This window comes from Vibrio tubiashii ATCC 19109, from assembly GCF_000772105.1.
Taxonomy (GTDB): domain Bacteria; phylum Pseudomonadota; class Gammaproteobacteria; order Enterobacterales; family Vibrionaceae; genus Vibrio; species Vibrio tubiashii.
The window spans coordinates 1631840-1647813 of record NZ_CP009355.1; the positions used below are offsets into that span (position 1 = coordinate 1631840).

Below are 15974 nucleotides of genomic sequence, written 5' to 3' on the forward strand. Positions count from 1 at the left end.
AAACTCGCGGGTTCGATATCTACCATTTTTTATCCAAAATGCACAATGCTTTGCTATTTCGATATCCCTAACATGTTTCTCGAGCCAACATTGAGGTATATCAGAATGAAATTGTTAACAACATTAAAAACAACCACATTTGTTGCAGCAGCAATGAGTTTAAGTGCCTGCGCAACACAACCCGAGATAACCGAGCCAAGCCAGACGCAAAAAGCCGTTGCGGTTATCTCCAGCATTGAAACTGGTGACCAAGCTGCAATTAGCTACATCAACCAAAACAAATACATCCAACATAACCTGGCTGTAGGTGATGGTTTAGCTGGGTTTGGCGAAGTAATGGCAGCGTTACCCAAAGGCAGTGCGAAAGCTAATGTAGTCAGAGCTTTCGAAGATGGTGACTACGCTGTCACCCATACCGAATACAACTTTTTTGGCCCTAAAGTTGGCTTTGATGTGTTCCGCTTCGAAGATGGGAAAATCGTCGAACATTGGGATAACTTACAAAGCATTATGCCAATGAACCCAAGTGGTCGTACTCAACTCGATGGACCGACACAAGTACTAGATATTGAGAAAACAGAACAGAATAAGCAACTCGTCACCGATTTTGTTCAGACCATCTTGATCGATGGCGATATGGCAAAAATCAATCAGTTTATCGATAACGAAGAGAGTGCCTATATCCAACACAATGCTATGGTTGCTGATGGTTTGAGTGGCTTGGGTAAAGCACTAACTGCGCTCGCAAAAGCTGGTACTCCAATGATTTACAATGTAAACCACAAGATTCTTGGACAAGGGAATTTCGTGCTATCCATCAGCGAAGGAGAATTCTTGGGCAAACATACCTCATTCTACGACCTGTTTAGAGTTGAGAATGACAAGATTGTAGAGCACTGGGACGTTATCGAAGCTATCGCTCCTCAATCTCAGTGGAAGAACCAAAATGGTAAGTTTGGTTTCTAACAAAAAAGCCCGACCTGAGGTCGGGCAATAGACAGACGATCATCATTCCATGACAATCAAATAGGACTTATTAGAAGTTATAGATTAGAGCAAGTTCGACTCGCATTGCGTCTTTACTATCGGTGCTAACTACGTCACGAGTGTAATCACTTGCTAATGCATAGTAGGTGTTCACTTCCGTTTTCAGGTTACCCGTAATGTAGTTATGGAACTGTAGATAGAACTGGGTGTAGGCGTATTTCTCATCCGAGTCTGCACCGAACAACACGTCTTGGTTTAGGGTGTAGATGGCATCATCCGTATTGGCACGCCACGTCGACATAAAGCCCGTAATAATGGTTTGCTTTGGAGAGTATTCAATCACTGAGTAGCCACCAAACTGCATGGCGTTACCGTAAGCGCCATCATGAGCAAAGCCAAGTGGGTCACCCGTCCAAAGTGGGTTAAAGGTATTCACCTCATCACTGTTCTTATCCGAGCCAGAAGCATAGTGAAGGTTCATACCCACACGGTAGTTCCAATCCGCTTTCCAGTTGTAGTTAAGGTCTGCATAACCCATGTAAGCCGAGATATCTTTACCTGCGTGATCACCAAACTGGTATACGCCGTCTAACATGTAACCAAAGCCTTCACTGACGAAGTTATGCGCATGTAAGCCTAACACTTGGATATCCACGTCGCCGTCTGGTGCATTGACAAAGCTTGAGTTAGTTAGCTGATTGCTCATCACATAAGCTTGCATTACACCAAAGCTTGTTCCCCAGTTAGCGAATAAGCCCGTTGATTTCTTGCCGTTGGTTTTATCATCCCAGTTACCGCCAAAGCTGCCATCTTTAAACAGCGGGAAGATCTCTTCACCATAGTAGGCATCAAAGTTAATGCCCTTCACGCTGTACTTAGCGCTAACCGCATTCCAACTTGATTGAACTGGAGTGGGTTCGCGGTTCATCATTTGCCACTCATTGAGATAGATCTCTTGGCGACCTAGACGAGTACTTAAATACTGCTCTCCATCATCAAGTAGCTTGAATTCAGTAAAGAATTGATGGAAATCCGTACCCGCATCATCGACAGGCCCCGGAGCATCTAAGTTGGTATAGTTGGTACGAATCTCACCAAACACACGCATCCAATCTTGATAAGTCACATCCGCTGAAAAGTGCATTCGTGAGCGAAGCTCGTTGTGTTTACGTACATCAGGGTCGTACATATGATTCCAGCGATTATCAAACGCCAGTTTCACGTTACCAGCAAACGAGACCTTCCACTCACCATCGTCCGTAATATCAAGACGTTTGAGTTTTTCAGAGAAGCTCTTGTCGCTCTCTTTCAGATTATCAACATAGCTCCAATCTTCGTTAGCGCGGTCGCCCCAGAACACAATTGGGCTACGCTCTGGCCAAGAGGGAGTTTCTGCTTCACTGGCATGTAAGGCGCCGGAAATACTCAATGCAATTAAGGTCAGCGAACATTTTGTTATGGTTTTCACTATTCAATTTCCATATTTTGGGCACAAGGAATCCTGCCTGTGGCCCATCAGCCACAGGAGGAGTTTGTTGTTATTGGTATTTATTTTTTTAGTTAGGAATCCACGCCAAGCGCTTCTTTAATGCCTGAAGCTATGGTGATCACATTGGCACCGTAGATAACTTGGATACCTTTCGGCATACGGACAACACCAATGGCATTGAGCTCTTTCTTCCAGAAGTCATCGCTTGCGGCCAAGGTTTCGTCATGGAGTGAAACACGCAGTCGAGTCGCACAGTTAGAAACGTTTTCAATGTTCTCTGCGCCACCAAGTGCTTTGATGATCTCTACTGGCAGCCCTGCGGTGTTTTGCTTCTGCTTCTTCTTGAAATCTTCTTTGCTATACAGCGCGATATCACCTTCATCAGCGTCTTCACGACCCGGCGTTTTCGAATCAAACTTCAAGATAAAGAACTTAAAGGTGTAGAAGTAAATCACGAAGTAAAGCGGAATGATCCACAGCAGTGCCCATGCGTGTACTTTCTCAGGTTGCAGTAAGTTTGGCACCATAAACAGTAGCTGGTTACCATGGATAGATACGCCCATCATCTCAGTAATGACATACGCAAGGCCATTTAAAGGCACGTGCACAGCAAAGAACAGGAATGGCTGAACGAATAGGAAGGTGTACTCTAGCGGCTCTGTAATACCGATAACCGCGGCAGTAAATACCGCTGGGACCATGATCGCTGCTACTTTCTTGCGGTTTTCCGTTTTCGCCGTAACGTACATAGCGTATGCAGCACCTGTTAGACCACCAATTTGGATTGGAATACGACCACTGGTGAAGTTATGCGTAATGTAGCCAGTCGCATCAGGTGAGCTCATTTGGCCGTTCATGATGTTACGAACACCTTCGTAGATCACGCCATCAATTTCCATCACACCGCCGACGCGAGTGTATTCGATTGGGAACGCAATCAGATGGTGAAGACCAAACGGCAATAAGCCCTTATCGAACACACCAAACAAGAAAGAACCAAAAATGCCAGAGCTCGTAATCAGAGTAGTAATAGACTGCAAACCGCCAGCAATTGGTGGCCACGCGTAGTAAGTAATTAATCCCACTGGCATGATCGCCATGTAAGAGAAGATCACTACCGCACGAGGGCCAGAGAAGAAGCTCAGCATTGCAGGCATTTCAAATTTGTAGAAACGGTTGTGTAGCCATGCCGTTAAACAGCCGACGATGATACCGCTGAAGATCCCCATGTTGTATGAGAATACCCCTAGGTTTTCACCCCATAGCGAGTTAAAGTTTTGCGCGGCAACCATCTCGTAACCGAGTTCATTCACTAGGTAGTCGACGCTTGTTGTTTCTGGTGTCCAACCGTTGAAAGCGGCGATAGAGCCAACGGCAACGTTGAAACACATAAACATGGTGAAGCCAGTGAACGCCGCCCAGCCTTTTTCTGATTTAGAAAGGGCGAACGCCAAACCAATGGCAAAGAATGGTGGTAGGTTACGCATTACCATCAAGCCGAGATCCAACATCAGCTTGAAGAATGCCCAGATAACCGAGTCTTGGCTGGACATTTGGTTGACAACGCCCGCACCAATACCAATGTAAATACCTGCAATTACCAACACGATGATAGACACCATCATGCCGCCAGCAAGTGCTTGAACCTTATCTCTCATAATTTACTCCTGAAGTGATATGAGAACTTTCACGTATATTGTTATTGCTTTTCTCAATGACTCGAGGCTGAGCTGTTCATTGGGCTCATGCACATGAGTCACATCACCTGGAAAAGTAGGTCCGAATGCCACACCATTGCTTAACGCACGCGCGTACGATGCCGCGCCTTTGCTAAAGCATTGAGATTCCATTCCCGTAACTTCGGAATACGCTTTTCCCATCGCTTGGATAAGGGCACTTTCGGGTGAGAGGTAAGATAGAGGTAGGTACTGTTGCTCGTTGAAACTCACTCCATACTTTTGGGATAAGTGTTGGAGTTGGGTACGGGTCTCTTCGATGCTCAGTCCTTTAGGAAACCGAAAATCAAAATCCAAGTTGTATCCATGTTCGTTAAGGTTGAGAGAAGAGACGCAGCAGCTGGTGCTACCCATTTCCTCATCGTGATACGCAAGCCCTAATTTCGCTCCATCAATCGACTCTGAAAAACAAGAATCGAGCAATTCAATCAAGCTTTTTGAGTTTGCGTCTAACCCTTCTACATGGCGCATCACAGTCATAAACTTGTCCAAACAATTTGGGACGCGATGCGGGTTGCGAGATTTCTCCCACGGCGTTGTCAACACAACGCGATACAGCTCCTTCTGCTGAGTTACTTCGGCAACACTGTCAAAGTGTTGTGCCACTCTTGCTGCCTGTTGTCCTGAAAACCAAACCGAAAGGTGGTGACACGTTGAAGTACGGTCTCGCTCACTTTCAATCCGGTGAATCTGGCAACATCCTAAGTCACGTAAAGGTGGGAATTCTTTTTGTAACTCGGCATACAAGATACCTTTCTCTCCATTGACGATTGGGAAGTCGCCATCCGGAGAAAAGCCAACAGCCGGTTGCGGCTGATGACGAAAATAATGCTCTACACATTCCCAAGTTGTCTCTTCAGCCCCACCGATAATGACGCGAATTTTCCGCTTCATCGGTACATTGAGCTGCTTAAACATCTTGAGGATGTACAGCGAAGCCATAAGAGGCCCCTTGTTATCCGTTACACCTCGGCCAAACACCAAAGCGCCCTGTTGGTGAAGTTCAAACGGAGGCGTTTTCCAACGGCTTGCGTCCCCTGCAGGGACGACATCGACGTGATGTAAAATGCCGATTTCTTCTTCACCTTGACCATAGCTAATGTCCATTGCATAGCCTTGGTGATCGCGTACTTCTAACCCTTCTCTTTTGGCAAAATTAATAAGGTAATCAAATGCTTCTCTAATACTTTTACCAAACGGCGCATGGTGAGGTTTGGTGCTCTCATCACGCACTGACGGAATAGCAATTAATCCAGATAAGTCGCTGAGTAATTCATCAGTACGGTGTTCAAAATACTCTATCGCTAGGTTGGAAAAATTGCGTTCCGTCATCTTTTGTTCCTAATTTATTTACTGTTGATAAAGATATAATTAGAGTTGTTACGCAAGTCTCAATTTCTCGCTAACCAGTGCACGCCACCCTGATCTGAAAACGCCATAAAATCCGCTTTCCTGCGTGCAAAAATGCCATTTTCGACCACGCCTGGAATGCTGTTTAACGCCGCTTCTGTTGATTCTGGCTCACTAATATCAAGGCCTGCGCAGTCAAGGATGAGATTGCCGTTATCAGTGATGCAATTTTCTCGTCTGATAGGCGTTCCACCTAAGCTCTGCAAGGCGCGGCTAACGGCAGTCTCAGCGGCAGGCAACACTTCAATCGGCAGTGGAAATGCGCCTAATGTGAGTTTTAGTCGCCCGCTATCAGCGATGGTGATAAAGCTCATTGCCAATGTGGCGAGCACTTTTTCGCGCGCTAGGGCAGCGCCTCCACCTTTCACCGTCACGCCACTACTTAAGCCTTCATCGATACCATCTACGTAAACGTCAATCCGCTCACATAAGCGGATAGGTTGCTCTGCCAATCCTGCTTCGCTCAATGCTTTACTCGAACGCTCCGAGCTTGAAACGCAGTGAGAAAACTCAGCGCCACTTTGCTTGAGCAAATGAATAAATATTTCAACCGTCGCTCCAGTTCCAATACCAATCACTGATGAAGGAGTTAGCACACTCAATACTTGCTCTAAGGCCACTTTCGCAGCCTTAGTTCGCAGGCAATCGGTGCTTTGCATTTCAATAAAGCGCTTTGCCATGCCCATAATTACTGCTCCAACAATGCGTTAGCTTTTGACACTACCTTGTCGACGGTAAAACCATACATTTCAAATAGCTGCTCTGCTGGTGCCGATTCACCAAAGGTTGTCATACCGATGATGTCACCATTCAGGCCTGTGTACTTAAACCAGTAATCGGCAATACCCGCTTCAATCGCGATACGTTTAGTGACAGAGCTCGGTAGTACCTTTTGACGATAGTCAGCACTTTGAGATTCGAACAAGTCTGTCGACGGCATTGAAACGACGCGGCAACGCACATTAGAAAGCGCCTGTTTCGCTTGCATTGCGAGCGCTACTTCGGAGCCTGTCGCAATCAAGATAAGTTCTGGCTCACCAACACAATCAGACAAGATATAACCGCCTTTCGCGACATCGTTTAATGTGGCTTGATCACGTTCGAACTGAACCAGATTCTGACGCGAGAAAATCAGTGACGTAGGACCTTCTTTGCGCTCTATCGCCGACTTCCATGCCACCGCTGTTTCCACTTGGTCACAAGGACGCCAAGTGCTCATATTTGGTGTTAGGCGCAGCGACGCAATTTGTTCTACAGGTTGGTGCGTTGGGCCATCTTCACCTAAGCCAATGGAATCATGGGTATAGACGAAAATGCTGCGCTGTTTCATTAGCGCCGCCATACGCAGAGCGTTACGCGCATACTCCATAAACATCAAGAAGGTGCCACCATACGGGATAAATCCACCATGCAAGGCAATACCATTCATCATGGCTGACATGGCAAATTCACGTACGCCGTAGCTTAGATAGTTACCCGACGCATCTTGAGCGCTAATCGCTTTTGAGCCAGACCAGTTAGTGAGGTTCGATGGGGTTAAGTCCGCAGAACCGCCCAAGAACTCAGGCAAATGTGCGCCAAAAGCTTCAAGCGCGTTTTGGGACGCTTTACGTGTCGCAATCGTAGCTGGGTTGGCTTGCAGCGTAGCAATCACATCTTGGCTGATTTTCTGCCAGTTATCCGGTAAGTCACCCTCGACTCTGCGCTTGAATTCTGCGGCTAGTTCAGGAAATGCTTGTTGATACTCGTTAAATCGACTTTGCCATTGAGCTTCAGCATCTTTACCCGACTCTTTGCCATCCCATTCAGCGTAGATTTCCGCTGGGATTTCAAATGGTGCGTAGTCCCAACCTAAGTTAAGACGTACTAAAGCGACTTCATCGTCACCAAGTGGCGCACCATGGCAGTCATGGCTGGCAGACTTGTTCGGCGAACCAAAACCAATGATTGTTTTGCAGCAGATTAGGGTTGGCTTGCCTTTTTCCTGCTGCGCTTCAACGATCGCTTGATGAATCGCCTCAGAATTATGTCCATCAACGTCAGAAATAACGTGCCAGCCATAAGCTTCAAAACGCTTCGGCGTATCGTCAGAGAACCAGCCATCCACTTCGCCATCAATGGAAATACCATTGTCATCCCAAAACGCGATCAGCTTACCCAAGCCAAGCGTACCCGCGAGCGAACATGCCTCGTGGGAAATGCCTTCCATCATGCAACCATCACCCATAAACACATAAGTGAAGTGGTCCACAATGTCATGCCCAGGGCGGTTAAACTGTTCACCCAGTACCTTCTCAGCCAACGCCATGCCGACACCATTAGTAATGCCTTGGCCTAAAGGACCTGTCGTCGTTTCAATACCCGGAGCATAACCATACTCAGGGTGGCCCGCCGTTTTGGCGTGTAGCTGACGAAAAGATTTAATATCTTCCATCGTTAAGTCATAACCGCTTAGGTGCAATAAGCTGTAGATCAGCATTGAACCGTGACCATTGGACAAGATGAATCGATCGCGATCGGCCCAGCTCGGATTGGTCGGATTGTGCTTTAAAAAGCTGCGCCACAAAACTTCGGCAATATCTGCCATACCCATTGGCGCGCCTGGGTGACCTGAGCCCGCTTTTTGCACCGCATCCATGCTTAATACACGAATTGTATCTGCGAGTTTAGAACGTGAAATCATAGTCAAACTCCTTACAGACGCGCTTCAATCATGGCTTCTAGCTTGCCCTGATCGACCGCAAAGTTGCGGATACCTTCAGACAGCTTCTCTGTTGCCATTGGATCTTGGTTCATTTCCCAGCGGAACTCAGCTTCAGACATCGCAACAGGTGCTGATTTCACCTCATCGCGCGCAGCAAACAGTGTCGGTTCAACGTCACCCTCTTGCGCCGCCAATTGGTCTAGAATGGCTGGGCCAATGGTCAAGCGGTCACACCCCGCCAGCGCTAGCACTTCTTCTGCATTGCGGAAGCTTGCACCCATCACTACCGTGTTATAGCCGTGGTCTTTGTAGTAGTTATAGATTTTAGAAACCGACACAACGCCCGGATCTTCAAACGGTAGATACTCTTTCTTATCGGTATTGGTTTTGTACCAATCGAGAATACGACCGACAAATGGCGAAATTAAGTAAGCGCCCGCTTCGGCACACGCTTTTGCCTGCGCAAAATTAAACAGTAAAGTTAGGTTACAGTTGATGCCCTCTTGTTCTAGCACTTGTGCCGCGCGAATGCCTTCCCAAGTAGAGGCTAGCTTGATCAAAATGCGCTCTTTCTCAATGCCTGCTTCTTGGTACATGGCAATCAATTTACGTGCTTTTACAAGACTCGCTTGTTTATCAAAAGATAAGCGTGCATCGACTTCCGTTGAAATACGTCCCGGTACGGATTTTAGAATTTCGACGCCAATATTAACTGCCAACTTGTCACTTGCATCAATCACCTGTTGCGCTTTGTCAGCACTTTGTTGCTGCGCCCATGCAACAGCATCAACAATCAAATGATCGTACTGAGTCATTTCTGCCGCTTTAAGAACGAGCGATGGGTTAGTCGTTGCATCTTGAGGCTGAAAGGCAGCAATAGCATCAATGTCACCGGTATCGGCAACAACGGTGGTGTATTTTTTCAGTTGTTGTAATTTGTTCATGGTTCTATCTCGATAAATGTTCAATCAAATTTGCTAGCGATAACTGGCTCATAGATGACAACACCACATTGGCGTGCGACACATCCAAATGCCGGGTTAACAGGTTGGTTACCGCAACCGTAGAAATATCTGCTGATCGAGCCGCTGTGACTCCGGGTGGAGAATCTTCAAAGGCAATGGCTTGATGGGCAGAGACTCCCAATTTAGCGAGGCTAGTTAGATACACATCAGGACATGGTTTTCTTCGCTGAGGTGAGATTTCTTCTGCGCCAGTGAAGCAGTCGAAGTAACCGTCTAGCCCTAATCGTTGTAAGATTGGCATGTAGTGCTCGCGCTCTGAACTTGTTGCCAACGCAAGCTTAAGCCGCTTTTGTTTGGCAAAATTAAGATAGTCGCGTACACCCTCACGCTCTGGTATGGATTCGATTTTTTGATAGGCAAGTTCTAACACTTGCTCGCGAATTTGCTGATCGGAATAGGTCAGACCGGAATGACGGCGATAAAGATGATAAAGGGCGGTTGCTGGCGCTGAGCTCCCAACTAGTCCAGCAACCTGGAGAGGCGAAACGTCAACACCGTATGGCTTCATCAAAGCTTCCCAAGCTCTGAACATACAGCTTTCCGTATCGACTAAAAGACCATCGAAGTCAAATATCAGTGCTTGAAAACGACCACAACTCATGTCCTCTCTTTCCACATTCGTCTGGTTTGTTTTTGTCACACTCATTTTGCCTTCCATGCTCTAAACTCCTATTTTCTCTATGCTAAACTGGCATGAAGAATCGACTTCATCTCTTCACCCGTCGTCAGTGGTAAGTCAAAGCAGAATGCTGGCTCTAACGCCTCTACATCTTGCTTATTTACCCCAACTTGCGTGAGGTTCGACTCCAAGCCAATGTCTTGTAAGAAACTCACCAAGTGGCCTGCCAAAGATTGTGCTTTCTCTTCAGTGCTTCCCACGGCACCAAACAGTTCGGCAACTTGTGCGTATCGCTCTGGCTGCTTACGCCATTGCAGTTGGACATAGGCGGGATAAACAACCGCTAATGTCAAACCATGTGGCAAATTGGTTTTCTGGCTGCCGAGAATCTCACCCAGTGGATGAGGTGCCCCTGCACCACCATTAGCCAGCGAAATACCACCTAATGTGTCAGCCGTGGCAAGCTCGCAGCGACCTTGAATATCAGAGCCGTCTGCCACCACTTTTGGTAGGTTATCCACCACCAGCTTCATTGCACGCAACGCAAGTTGGTCAACAAATGGCGAAGGTCGAGTGCCCGTGAATGATTCAAATGCATGTGAAAATGCATCAAAGCCAGTCATCGCAGTCATTCTCGGTGGAAGTGTTAGCATTAACTCTGGGTCAATCACCGCTTCAACAGGGAAAAACTGCGGATGGAAAAGTGTCAACTTGGCGTGTTGCTCAACATCAGTGATGACCGCTGCTTGAGTTACCTGTGAACCAGTACCCGAAGTTGTTGGCACCGCAATTAACGGCACAACGGATGCTGGTAGGGCTGCAATGTCACCAAATGGAGAATCATAGGTTTTAAACCAATGCGTCCAATCGATGTCAGGTGCTTTGATGGTTGCAGCGATGATTTTCGCGGTATCTATTGATGAGCCGCCGCCCACCGCAAGCACAACATCACACTCCGCCGCTTGAGCAACTTGACGGCCTAATTCGACAACCGTGGTTGGAGGGTTAGGAACCACACCATCAAAGTGTGTCACTGTAATCCCTTCACTTGCCAACAGCGCAAAGATGCGATCATAAGCAGGTTTGACGGCATCAAAGATCGGCTCTGAGACAACAAGGCAGCGTTTCCCGTACTGAGCGACTAGCTGACCAATTTTTGAAATTTCACCCGCGCCAAACAGTAATTTGGTCGGCTGATAATGTTGAAATTGTGTCATGATAAAATCCTTGGTAGAGGTGCCAAGCCGGAGCATATCGGGGGAACATCAGCCCGGCACCAAATTCTTTAACGGGCAATTAAGCCGGTTCTACTTCAGCTGCGACGTTTTTCTCTGCTTGGTCCAATGCAGTGCGGAAGTCATGCACACCTGCTGTAATACCTTTCTCATGACCAAAGATATTGGTTGAAGCAACCATCACGTCGATGTCTTCTTTCAGCAGAGCTTCTAGGTTGTGGTTACGGATACCGCCATCGACACACAATTCACAATTAGGGTTACGTTCGTTAATAAGCTGGCGAGCTTCGCGAATCATTTCGATTGCTGATTCACGCCATAACCACTCATCGTTGTTCACACCGTGGATAACAATGTGCAAGCGATCTAGGTAGTAAATTGCTTCTTTAACGAAAGAAACCGGGGTGAAACAACCGACAGTCAAACCAAATTTCATGTTGTAGTCGCGGCAGTACTTCATCATGTACGCGAGTGGTGCGCCCAAAAAGTTTTCTGCTGGAAGGATCAGCATGTCTGCCCCTGCCGCTGCGATTTTTTCAACGAATAGACGATCGCAATCTTTAAAGTACGCGTGTACTTCAATTGGCTTGTCAGTGTACTGACGAATACCTTCAACAATTTGATGCCCGCCCATTAGCTGCATATTTTTTAAATCATGCATATCTGCTGCATCGCAGTGGATGTAGTCTGCACCTGCATCTGAAACTTCTTTTACGATGTCAGCCATATGACCGTAATCAACGTGCGCTAGACCTGCAGCAATTTTTACTTTTTTCATGAGATTTCCTTAGTAGCTAAATGAGTGTTGGCATGTGTGTTGGCCTTCACGAACGATCAGTCGTAAATACTGGCCAATGCCGCAACCGTTGTTATCTGTGATAATGAGATTCGCGATTCCTCGAAGTGCCGGACTCGCATTGTCCATCGCAACGGGTTCACCGACGGCTTTAAACAACTCGATGTCGTTGTCTCCGTCGCCAAATGCGATGGTTTGAATTGGATTTAAATTGTTGTTTGTGAGCCACTTCAGTGCAGAGTGACCTTTGTTGGCACCGATAGCGGTAATATCCAACTTATTCGGAGCCGATAAATCGGCTTGCAGTGTGTGTTGTAGCGCGCTTCGCAACTCGCTTAACGCCTGTTTGTCACTGCTCGAAACCAGCACCTTATAGGCATCACCACATCTTTCTTGCAGTTGATGTAGCGATGGAATGACTTCCATATTAACCTTCACGCCCAAGCTGTTAGCTTGCGCCTCAAGACCATTGAAATGCTCAGAAGGCTTAGCGCTGAAGATGCCTCTCTTAGTGTAAAGAGTGAAATCAAAGTGACCGAAGTTCAGTGTGGCAAGCAGCTCTGTGAGTTGATTTTTTTCAAACGGTTTAGCATCAACAATGGCTCTCTTGTTCATGTCATAGTGGTATGCGCCGTTGCAACAGATCATCACCGTTGAAATGCCAAGCTGCTCGGCATAAGGCAACATCAGATCATGTGGACGCCCACTCGCCAATGTCACCACTATCCCCTCTTTCTGTGCTTGCTGAATCGCTTCAACATTATTCGCACTGATCTGGTTGCGATCATTTAGTAGGGTTCCATCTAAATCGATAATGACAGCTTGATAGTTCACTTTGGCCTCCGTTGACTCTTTGTGACGCAATATGAATATAAACCGTCAAATTCGGTCATGTAAAGTCAACAATGACTTTACATGACGTTTATTTTGCTAAAGATCACAAAATAACGCCATTTAATATTCAAAATGCGTCAAATTCAAATTTAAATTGCTCAAAACGTCATAATCGGTCAAAATGATTCAAAATAAGAATCAGGATGTAACAGATATGAATGAAGCCCAACGTCATAGAAGGTTGTTAGACTATTTAGAAAGCCATACTTTTATTACCACCAACGATTACGTCGCTATGTTGGACATTTCTCTTTCTACGGCTCGTCGAGACATCACTAAGCTGGCTGAAGATGGGAAACTGAAGAAGATTCGTAATGGTGCTGAAACACTGAGATCAGAAACTGGCACTCACCACACTCCTTCCAGCTTTATCCCCCATGAAGGTGATATTGAAAATGTTGAGGCAAAAAAACGAATCGCTCATGCGGCGGCACAGCTTTGTGATGAACATGACAGCATTATTGTTAGTGGCAGTAACTCAACCTTTCTAATGGGTCAGTATTTAGCGGGGCGTGATGTTCAAGTCGTGACTAACTTTATGCCGTTAGCTCACAGCCTGATCACACAAGATCATCAGAGCATCATTATTCTCGGAGGTCAGTATCTGCCAGAGCGTCAAATCACCATCTCGCCTGATGAAGAAGCATCGGATGATCACAAAAGCCGCTTTGTGTTCTTCACAGGAACTGGCGTCACTGCAGCAGGTATCCATACCTCAGATTTGCTAGTGTATATGGCAGAGAAAAAACTCTTAGAGTATGGCGCTCGTTTGATTGCTCTCGTCGACGGAAGCAAAATTGGTAAGCATGGCGGTAAGCTACTGGCGACGACAAACCAGCTAGATACCTTAATTACCGATGAAGCGGCAGACGGTACCGTTCTAGACTCATTGCGCAATCAAGGCGTTAATGTCGTTGTTGTGTAAATCTCACAGGCACAAAAAAAGCGCCATTGCGGCGCTTTTTTAATATCTCAAATCCCGATTAGAATTTTTTCGGTGCGTAACCCGTCATCACCTTAAGCTGTAGCTCTTTACCCAACTTGGTCATTGGGTGAACCACAACTAATCCCTTAACCGACTTCTTCAACTTACCCATATCCGCTTGCTCTGCTTTGGTGATCTCGCGAGAAAATGGCATATCCAACAAGCTCTTACGCTCTTTGTTCATATCGTAACTCTGCTTATGCTTCATAGAGTTCGCTTTTTTCGTCAGCTTGTCGATATCGTTGGTAAATTTGGTGATCATTTCTTGGTCACCACGGCCTTTGGCTGCCTCTAGTTTACGTTTGCAGTTATCTAGACGGTTGTGGATGTTTTGTAGTTCTTGCTTAAGGCTCATGGTTACACTCTTATAGAAACGGAAAAGGGCGGCGAGTGTAGCACAAGCCCACTAACTGCCCTAATTATAATCTTTCAAATCTACTTGTCGTGCTTTTGATCGTACTGATTTACCGCACCTTCAAGCATTCCAAAATCAGCTTGGGTCAAATAACTTTGCAGTGCCGAGAACTTCTCTTCTGGCCATTGATAGATTTCCATCGCAAGCAGCTTTGTTATCTTCTCAGGCTCAAATCGATACTTGATGTGCTTAGCCGGATTACCACCAACCATCGCATAAGGCTCAACATCTTTAGTCACCACGCTATTAGCAGCGATAACCGCGCCTTCACCAATAGTTACACCTGGCATGATCATCGCTCTCATACCAATCCAAACACCATCGTGAATGATTGTGTCACCTTTACTTTGATACGAGCGCTCGACATCTTCAAGGAATGGGTACAGACAAAACCAATCGACACGATGGTTATGGTTGCCCCCCATTAAGATAACCACTTCAGCCGCGATACAAACATAATCGCCGATGTAAAGTTGGTCAATCTCCCATCTTGGTTCCCATTGTCTGCTTACCTCATCCCCATGTAAGTAACGGACAACGGACTCTTCAAACCCATTATCCCAACAATCACTGTAATAGCTGTGTGTACCTTTTATATGGATGTTCTCGTTACTGACAACTTCGTGAAGTAACTGAAATTTAGACCAATGTTTTTTAGTCATGACAAATTCCTCTGATTATTTAGGTTTGCCACGGAACGAATTTTCGTGGCGTTGTTTACACGTTCAAACTAAACAACGCCATTTGCACTCTAGGTTGCTTTAATAATGGTTGAGTTTTCATATTAAGACTCCTTTGAGCGTGAACTATAAGCCAAAGCTTAGAATTTGTGTCAGTATTAAGTGAGTTTATTGATGTAAAAAAAACAATAAGGAATGTTTATGCTTTTGCGCCTAGTGCTGCTGCCGATGCTCGCTTTCTCGACTCACGCTTTTTCCGCTGCAGATAACATCATCATCCGTTACCTTCAGCCGGACAATAACGCGGAAGCTAAATTAAAATTAGAGATTGAGCAAAGTGGTGTTAATCAAACTCTCATTGATCTCTCAAACGAACTGTTTCCCTTTAACAAGACACTTACCGTAGAGTATGGCAGCGAAGATGGGCCACTGTACGATCCGGAAAAACATGTTGTACAGATGCCGTATCACTTTTATCAAGAGGCATTGGACTACTTCAAAAAGAACAAATATGACGAAAAGTACGGGAAGTCTGCCGAACTTGGGGCGATGGATACCGTGCTCCACACCTTGCTTCATGAAGCTGGGCACGCCTATATTGCCGATCAGAACATCCCTATTTTAGGCAAAGAAGAAGACGCCGTAGACAATTTTGCCGCAGTGATGATGATTGAGTATGTAGAGAACGGCGAAGATGCTGCCATTAGCGCTGCGGATATGTTTGCTTTTGAGTCAGAAGATAAACCCGATTACTACGAGTTTGGCGAGTACATTGATGAACACAGCTTCGACTTGCAACGCTATTTTTCAACGCTTTGTTTAGTTTACGGCAGCAATCCAGACAAACATCAGAACTTACTCGATGAAGTAGAAAATGACTACCTTACTGATCGTAAAGACTTCTGTGTATTCCAATACCAGAACGTCGCCCAAAATTGGCACAACTACTTAAATGTAGAAGTGGTTGATCAATAAGTTAGAGAACGTCGTAGAAAGCTA

15 protein-coding genes are annotated in these 15974 nt (G+C 46.0%); 3 read left to right on the forward strand and 12 right to left on the reverse strand.

Features of this window, described 5'->3' with window-relative positions; genetic code table 11:
• The first annotated feature begins 105 nt into the window (after positions 1-105).
• Positions 106-966 (forward strand): nuclear transport factor 2 family protein, encoded by an 861-nt coding sequence (locus tag IX91_RS22515; RefSeq protein ID WP_004743022.1) that lies wholly within the window; start codon positions 106-108, stop codon positions 964-966.
• Between the two features lie 70 nt (positions 967-1036).
• On the opposite strand, the gene IX91_RS22520 is transcribed toward IX91_RS22515, so the two are convergent.
• The 10 genes from IX91_RS22520 to IX91_RS22565 all read right to left on the reverse strand — a co-directional run bounded on the left by IX91_RS22520 (position 1037) and on the right by IX91_RS22565 (position 12835).
• Complete coding sequence (locus tag IX91_RS22520; protein WP_004743023.1) at positions 1037-2455, reverse strand: alginate export family protein; 1419 nt, start codon at positions 2453-2455, stop codon at positions 1037-1039.
• A 92-nt stretch (positions 2456-2547) separates the two neighbouring features.
• On the reverse strand, positions 2548-4134 hold the full coding sequence (locus IX91_RS22525) for a PTS transporter subunit EIIC (protein ID WP_004743024.1): 1587 nt from the start codon (positions 4132-4134) through the stop codon (positions 2548-2550).
• A 3-nt stretch (positions 4135-4137) separates the two neighbouring features.
• Complete coding sequence (locus IX91_RS22530; protein ID WP_004743025.1) at positions 4138-5544, reverse strand: Sapep family Mn(2+)-dependent dipeptidase; 1407 nt, start codon at positions 5542-5544, stop codon at positions 4138-4140.
• A gap of 59 nt (positions 5545-5603) precedes the next feature.
• Entirely contained in the window at positions 5604-6308 is a 705-nt protein-coding gene (gene rpiA / locus IX91_RS22535) for a ribose-5-phosphate isomerase RpiA (protein WP_004743026.1), read from the reverse strand.
• Between the two features lie 2 nt (positions 6309-6310).
• Entirely contained in the window at positions 6311-8305 is a 1995-nt protein-coding gene (gene tkt, locus IX91_RS22540) for a transketolase (RefSeq protein WP_004749159.1), read from the reverse strand.
• 11 nt (positions 8306-8316) lie between these two features.
• A complete protein-coding gene (tal, locus tag IX91_RS22545; protein WP_004743019.1) occupies positions 8317-9270 on the reverse strand; it encodes a transaldolase in 954 nt (317 codons plus the stop codon).
• A 4-nt stretch (positions 9271-9274) separates the two neighbouring features.
• Positions 9275-10009: an HAD family hydrolase gene (locus IX91_RS22550; protein WP_004743018.1), complete on the reverse strand. Its 735-nt coding sequence runs from the start codon at positions 10007-10009 to the stop codon at positions 9275-9277.
• 20 nt (positions 10010-10029) lie between these two features.
• Entirely contained in the window at positions 10030-11187 is a 1158-nt protein-coding gene (locus IX91_RS22555) for an iron-containing alcohol dehydrogenase (RefSeq protein ID WP_004743017.1), read from the reverse strand.
• 79 nt (positions 11188-11266) lie between these two features.
• A complete protein-coding gene (locus tag IX91_RS22560; protein ID WP_004743016.1) occupies positions 11267-11983 on the reverse strand; it encodes a ribulose-phosphate 3-epimerase in 717 nt (238 codons plus the stop codon).
• Between the two features lie 9 nt (positions 11984-11992).
• Positions 11993-12835, reverse strand: coding sequence for a Cof-type HAD-IIB family hydrolase (locus IX91_RS22565; protein ID WP_004743015.1), 843 nt, complete (start codon positions 12833-12835; stop codon positions 11993-11995).
• A gap of 214 nt (positions 12836-13049) precedes the next feature.
• On the opposite strand from IX91_RS22565, the gene ulaR reads away from it, so the two are divergent.
• Positions 13050-13820, forward strand: a complete 771-nt coding sequence (ulaR, locus tag IX91_RS22570) for an HTH-type transcriptional regulator UlaR (RefSeq protein WP_004743014.1) — start codon at positions 13050-13052, stop codon at positions 13818-13820.
• Between the two features lie 58 nt (positions 13821-13878).
• Here ulaR and IX91_RS22575 read toward each other — a convergent pair whose 3' ends face one another.
• A complete protein-coding gene (locus tag IX91_RS22575; RefSeq protein WP_004743013.1) occupies positions 13879-14235 on the reverse strand; it encodes a YibL family ribosome-associated protein in 357 nt (118 codons plus the stop codon).
• 80 nt (positions 14236-14315) lie between these two features.
• Positions 14316-14957, reverse strand: coding sequence for a CatB-related O-acetyltransferase (locus IX91_RS22580; protein ID WP_004743012.1), 642 nt, complete (start codon positions 14955-14957; stop codon positions 14316-14318).
• A gap of 219 nt (positions 14958-15176) precedes the next feature.
• On the opposite strand from IX91_RS22580, the gene IX91_RS22585 reads away from it, so the two are divergent.
• Positions 15177-15950, forward strand: a complete 774-nt coding sequence (locus IX91_RS22585) for a DUF4344 domain-containing metallopeptidase (protein ID WP_004743011.1) — start codon at positions 15177-15179, stop codon at positions 15948-15950.
• Positions 15951-15974 lie beyond the last annotated feature (24 nt).